Source organism: Streptomyces sp. NRRL S-495, from assembly GCF_000966955.1.
In the GTDB taxonomy this organism is placed as follows: Bacteria; Actinomycetota; Actinomycetes; order Streptomycetales; family Streptomycetaceae; genus Kitasatospora; species Kitasatospora purpeofusca.
Genome location: NZ_JZWY01000298.1, coordinates 1 through 6170, shown reverse-complemented (window position 1 = coordinate 6170; position 6170 = coordinate 1). Strand labels below are relative to the sequence as shown.

Here is a 6170-nt window from a genome sequence, read left to right as displayed (position 1 = left end):
GGTTGTCGAAGAGGTAGAGGCCGTTGGCGTCGGTGGTGGTCGTGACCGGCTGGCCGTCCTTGTTGCGCACCGGCTGGCCATTCGCGTCCAGCAGGTTGACCTTGACGCCCGCGACGCCGGTGTCGCCCGGCTTCTGGATGCCGGAGCCGTCCTTGTCGACCCAGACGAAGTCACCGATCGCGTTGTTCGGCTCGGTGACCTGCTTGACCGCGACGCCGACCTTGGCCGGCTCGGCGGGCAGCAGCTGCCGGCCCTCGTTGTCGGTGGCGGTGAAGGCGAAGCTGTTCCACGCGTACTCGGTGTCCGGAGCGTCGAACGGGGCGATCATCGGCCAGGTCAGGGTGAACGACTCCCCCGAGGCCATGGCGCCGGCGCGGTGGATGCGGAACCAGGTCGCCGTCCCCGGGGCGGGGAAGGTGGTGCTCCAGACCGCGTTCGCGTTGCAGCCGGTCCGGTCGACGAGCACGCTCTCGACACAGGGGTTGGGGTCGGTGGTGTACTCGATCACCACGCTCGGGTCGCTGCTGACGATCGGCTCGCTCAGCGACGGCGTCCAGGTGCTGCCGCGCTGCGCGTCCTGGGTGAGGACGTAGTTGTCGCCGGGGGTGGGCAGCCTGTCGTAGGCGATGAAGTTGGTGACCGGGTCCGGCGAGTCGTTGCGGACGGTCATCCGGTAGGAGATGCGACCACCGGGGGTGGCGGTGCCGATGCTCAGGTAGTCGGAGTCGAGGTCGCCCTTCACCTCCTTGAACGAGCGCAGCACGCTCGGCACGTCCACCTGGATCTTGGAGGAGGCGTGGCAGAGCAGCTCGGTGGTGTTGCCGTTCCCGTTGAGGTCGAGCACGTCCGGGGTGCTGCCGCTGTCGGAACCGGAGAACATGCAGGCGACCGGGTTGGTCGGCTGGTCGACGGTGACGTAGACGTCGTTGGTCAGCTCACCGGAGCGGATGCTGCTGGCGACCTGGACGTCGAAGAGCATCCGGTAGGCCAGCGGGTCGTGCAGGTAGGTCGAGTCGGGTGCGCCGGCCGGCCACTGCATCCTCAGCAGCTGGCGGCCGTCGGGGCCGGGGGTGACGGTGATCGACTCGGGGGCCTTGGCGTCCGGGTAGTTCGGGTCCGGCCGGGCGGAGCCCTCGATGTAGACGACGCCGGGCGGCAGCAGGTCGAGCAGGACGAGCGGGCGGTCCAGGTCACGGGCGCTGCGGTTGTAGGGGATGACCTGGAAGGTGGCCTTGCCGCCGGGGGCGGACAGCTCACCGGCGACGGTGGTCTTGGCCGCGCCGAGGTTGGTCGCCTCGGTGATGGTGGTGCTGGCGCAGGCGTTGGCGTTGGCGTTGTTGGTGCCGTCGGTCGCGGAGGTGTCGACACAGTTGGTCAGCGGGACGGGGGCGGCGCGCCCGTCGTGGCCGGGGGTGGCGACCTGGGTGACCAGCTGCACCGCGTTGCCCGGGCTCCAGCCGGTGGGGATGGGGCCGTTCCAGACGAACTGGAGGCCGTCGAGCCAGCGGCCGGCGGGGATGCCGAGGATGTCGTTGGCGGGGTCGCCGGCGCCCTCCGCGAAGGTGATCCGGCGGGAGGTGGCGCCGTTGAGCGCGGTGCCGGGGCTGAAGGTCAGCCAGGTCGGGTCACCGTTGAGCCGGTACTGGAGGGTGAGCTGGATGCTGGTGGGGTTCCAGGGCTCCAGCTGGAGCGACTGGGGGTAGATCCAGTTGTAGAGGCCCTCGGTGGTGCCGGCGCCCGGGTCGGTCATGGTGAGACTGGTGGCCGGGCCCGAGGTGTTGGTGGCCGACAGGCTGAAGCTGTTGAGGTCGCCGGAGACGACGGTGTCGCGCCACACCTTGCTGCCGGTGACCGCCACGCCGGTGGCCGGGGGCTGGAACTGGCCGGTGGTGGCGGAGGAGGAGTCCAGCGTGGTCTCGGGGTCGGCGCCGAGCGGGTCACCCAGCAGGTCCACGTTGTTGGTGGAGGTGGTGCCGTTGGGGAAGTCGGCCTCCGGGTAGTACACGACCAGCGCGCCGGGGTTGCGGCAGCCGCCGTGGCCGTTGCCGGAGACGAACGGGCCGATGTCGTAGCCCCAGGTGTTGGGGCCGGGGGCGACCTGGGTCCAGCCGGGCGAGCGGCCGGTGTCGACCACCGCGCCGGGCGGCAGGGTGTCGAGCAGGCGGCTGGTGTCCAGGTCGACGTTGGGCACGTTGTCGGTGGCGCAGGGGCTGAACTGGTAGGTGACGGTGCGCCCGTCCTGGCTGCTGGTCTGGATGCCCTTGGTCACCGTGTACTGCGGCTGGACCTCGGCCCTGGTGTTGGCGCTCGCGTTCTGCGAGGTCTCACCGGTGGCGCTCATGGTGGCCGAGTTGGTGGAGGTGGTGCCGTTGGGGGTGGTGAAGTTGGGGTACTTCATGACCACCGTGATGGTGGCGGTGGTGCCGGGGCTGAGGTTCTGCAGCTTGATGTCCATCGTGCCGCCCATCGCGCCCGTCGCGGGCACGGTGGAGGCGGCCTGGTCGACCGAGGAGGGGTCGGGGGTCCAGCCGACGAACTGCATGTTCGCGGGCAGGGTGTCGAGAATCTGGCCGCCGGTGCATTCATTGATCGAACACGTGTACCGGAGGGTGTAGGTGACGTTCTCCCCCGGGGAGACGGTCGCCTTGTCCACGCTCTTGGTGAAGGAGATCGCGGCCTGCGCCGGTGGGGCGATCAGGCCGCTGCCCAGGAGGGTTCCTCCTAGGAGGGCGAGAACCGAGGCGATCCGCCCGGTCCGGAAGGGAATACGCATACCGGACAGTTGATCCGACCGCTCGTCACACGACCGGGCGGCGCGAGGACAGGTGACGGTGTTTCACCTTGTCAGACGAGCGTCAAATCCCATCGTCCGGATCGGTCGGGTACGAAGCCGGGACCGAGGCCGGGTTCGCGCCGGTGTGGAGGATGTCGCGGGCCTGTTCGGCGGAGCGGCTGATGCTCTCGCCGACGAAGTCCATGAAGCGCGCGATGTTCTCCAGACGAACGGCCGCCGGGGTGCCGGTGCCGAGGACGCCGACGCCCTCCCGGGCGGTCTCGGCGAACCGGGCGTGGGCCTGGGCGGCGGCGATCATCGACTGGTACCAGACGTCGCCGTCGACGACGTAGCGCTCGCGGCGGCGCTCGTCGCGTTCGCGGCGGACGAGGCCCTGGGCCTCCAGGAAGGCGATCGCCTTGGAGACGGACGCCGGGCTCACCTGGAGGCGCCGGACGAGTTCGGCCGCGGTGACGCTGCCCTCGTCGGTGGTGAACACGCAGGTCAGGACCCGGGCCATCATCCTGGGCAGGCCCTGTTGCATCACCAGGGTGGTGAACACCTCCTCGTACGCGCGCACGGCCTCCGGGTCGCGCCCGTGGGCGGTCGGCTCGGGCGGCTGCGGGCCGCGGGGGGCGGCCTGCCGGCTCCGGTGGGCGCGGCGCTCGGTGGCGCGGTGGGCCACGTCGGCGCGGTAGGCGGCGGGGCCGCCGTTGCGCATCACCTCGCGGGTGACCGTCGAGGTGGGGCGGTCGAGGCGCCTGGCGATCTCCGCGTAGGCGAGGCCGTCGGCCACCCCGAGTGCGATCTGCTGGCGTTCCTGCTGGGTGAGTCTGCCTCCCGGCACCGCGGTCTCCCTTCGTGTGGTCCCCGGCCTGCGCAGCATAGCGTTCATGCACCGTCAATGCAACGGTCTACGGTGCTGACGTTGCGTTGAAAGTGGATCCGTTGCAACGATATTCGCTCTCTGGCCTGCAGTGATGCCACTTTTGCGCAACAAGGCTATTGATGGATCTGCGAACGCAACGTAGCGTTCGTGATGTCAGAAAACAGCAGCGAGACACCGCAGGAGAGCAACATCATGGAGAAGTTCGCCACCACCGCCCCGATCACCGCCGTCGTCGACCTGCCGGCCGGCCGGGTCCAGGTGATCGCCGCCGACCGTGCCGACGCCACCGTCGAGGTGCGGCCGGCCGAGTCCGGCCGCGGCCGCGACATCCGCACCGCCGAGCAGACCGCCGTCGGCTTCCAGGACGGCGTCCTGCGGATCAACACCGTGCCCGGCGGCCGGCTGGTCGGCGCCGGCGCCGTGGAGGTCACCCTCCAGGTGCCCGTCGGCTCCCGGATCGAGGTGACCTCCGAGAGCACCGAGCTCCGGGCCGTCGGCCGCCTGGGTGACGTCGTCGTCCAGGGCGCCTACCGCCGGATCAAGATCGACGAGGCCGACAGCGTGCGGCTGACCGCGGTCGACGGCGACGTCGAGGTCGGCCGGCTCAACGGCCCGGCCGAGATCAGCACCTCCCGGGGCGCCATCCGGATCGCCGAGGCGCTGCGCGGCGCGGTGGTGCTCCGCACCGAGTCCGGCGACATCGAGGTGGCCGCCGCGGCCGGGGTCTCCGCCGCCCTGGACGCCGGCACCGGCCACGGCCGGATCAGCAACAGCCTGCGCAACGACGGCGCTACGGCCCTCGACATCCGGGCCACCACCTCCTACGGCGACATCGCCGCCCGGAGCCTGTGACCGGCCGGAGTGCAGCCGACCCGGGTGCGCGGTGCCCGGGTGCGCGGCGCTCGGGGACGTGCGGGAGCCGGGTGCCGTCGGTGGCGCCCCACCCGCCCCCCGGCGGGCGGGGCGGGTCAGGACACGGCCGCGGCCGGTGCGCCGGACGGCACGAGCCGGCCCGCGGCGAGGGTCAGCACCTCGTCGACGGCGTCCAGGGCGGCGTGGTCGTGGGTGACCAGCAGCGTGGTGCGGCCGCGGGTCGCGTCGAGGACGTCGGCGAGAACGGCGGCGGCGGTGTCCGGGTCGAGCCCCTCGGTCGGCTCGTCCAGGACCAGCACCGGCGGGTCCGCGAGCAGGGCGCGGGCGAGCAGCAGCCGACGGCGCTGACCGCCGGAGACGGTGGCGCCGTCCCCGCCGAGCATGGTCTCCCAGCCCTCGGGGAGGGAGTCGATCCAGTCGAGCAGCCGGGCCCGGCGGGCCGCGTCGCGGAGCTCCTCGTCGGTGGCGTCGGGGCGGGCCAGCCGCAGATTGGCCCGGATGGTGGTGTGGAAGACATGGGCGTCCTGGGTCATGCCGGTGATCGCCCGGCGGACGTCGGCGCCCGCGCAGTCCCGCAGTTCCCGCCCGCCGACGCGGATGCTGCCGCCCTCGTACGGGAGGAAGCGCATCAGTGCCGCGATCAGGGTGGACTTGCCGGAGCCGCTGGCGCCGACCAGCGCGACCCGGCGGCCGGGCGGCAGCCGCAGGCTCACGCCGTCCAGGACGGCCGGGCCGTCGGGGCGGTGGCGCACCCGCAGGCCGGTGATCTCCACGCCGAGCGGTCCGTCGAGGGGGAGCGGGGCCGGGTCGGCCGGGTCGGTGACCGGGGCCGGGGTGTCCATCAGGTCGGCGAGCCGGCGGGCGGAGGCCCAGACGTCGGCCAGCCGGCGGGCGGCGGTGGGCAGGCCGGCCAGGGCGTCGAAGGAGACCAGGGCGAGCACCGCGAGGACGGTGAGCCACACGGCGGGCAGCCGGCCCTCGGCGTGCGCGCGCAGGCCGAGCCAGGTGACCCCGACCGTGGCCGCCGCCTGGAGCAGCAGGACCACGGCGGAGGCGAGCGAGGTGGTGAGCGCCCGGCGCTCCTCCAGGGCGGCGATCCGGGCGGTGGCCGCCGAGGTCCGGGCGTGGGCGCGGCCCCGGGCGCCGTACGCGGCGAGGTCGGCCGCGCCCCGGGTCAGGTCGACGGTGAGCGCGGCGAGTTCGGCGCGCGCGGTCTTCTCGGCGCGGCCGTCCCGGCGGGACAGCGTGAGCACCAGGGCGGGCACCACGAGCCCGGCGAGAACCAGCAGCAGGCCGAGCAGCAGTCCGGCCGTCGGGAGCAGTACCAGTGCGGTGCCGGCGGCGGCCGCGGCGACCAGGACGGCGGCGGTGACCGGGATCAGCACCCGCAGCAGCAGGTCCTGTGCGGCGTCGACGTCGTCGACCAGCCGGGTCAGCAGGTCGCCGCCGCGGAAGGCGGGGGTGCCGGCCGGGGCGAGCGGGACGAGCGCCTCGTACACCCGGGCGCGGAAGTCGGCCACGGCGCGCAGTACACCGTCGTGCCCGAGCAGGCGGTCGGCGTAGCGCAGGGTGCCCCGGCCGAGGGCGAGGGCGCGGACGGCGACGATCGCGACGGCGACGGCGGCGATCGGCGGC

General features: G+C 73.0%; 4 protein-coding genes. 1 reads left to right on the top strand and 3 read right to left on the bottom strand.

Annotated elements, in window-relative coordinates:
- Positions 1-2773, bottom strand: a 2773-nt coding sequence (locus tag VR45_RS16935; RefSeq protein WP_045940600.1) for an SdrD B-like domain-containing protein, incomplete at its 3' end; no start/stop codon positions are given.
- An 82-nt stretch (positions 2774-2855) separates the two neighbouring features.
- Positions 2856-3620 carry a helix-turn-helix domain-containing protein gene (locus tag VR45_RS16930; protein WP_045940599.1) on the bottom strand — a complete coding sequence of 255 codons (765 nt, stop codon included), beginning with the start codon at positions 3618-3620 and terminating at the stop codon, positions 2856-2858.
- 234 nt (positions 3621-3854) lie between these two features.
- Here VR45_RS16930 and VR45_RS16925 point away from each other — a divergent pair, with 234 nt between their 5' ends.
- Positions 3855-4514 carry a DUF4097 family beta strand repeat-containing protein gene (locus VR45_RS16925; protein ID WP_045940598.1) on the top strand — a complete coding sequence of 220 codons (660 nt, stop codon included), beginning with the start codon at positions 3855-3857 and terminating at the stop codon, positions 4512-4514.
- 116 nt (positions 4515-4630) lie between these two features.
- Here the strand turns inward: VR45_RS16925 and cydC are convergent.
- Positions 4631-6170 (bottom strand): thiol reductant ABC exporter subunit CydC (gene cydC / locus VR45_RS16920; protein ID WP_045940597.1); only part of this gene is annotated, 1540 nt, incomplete at its 5' end.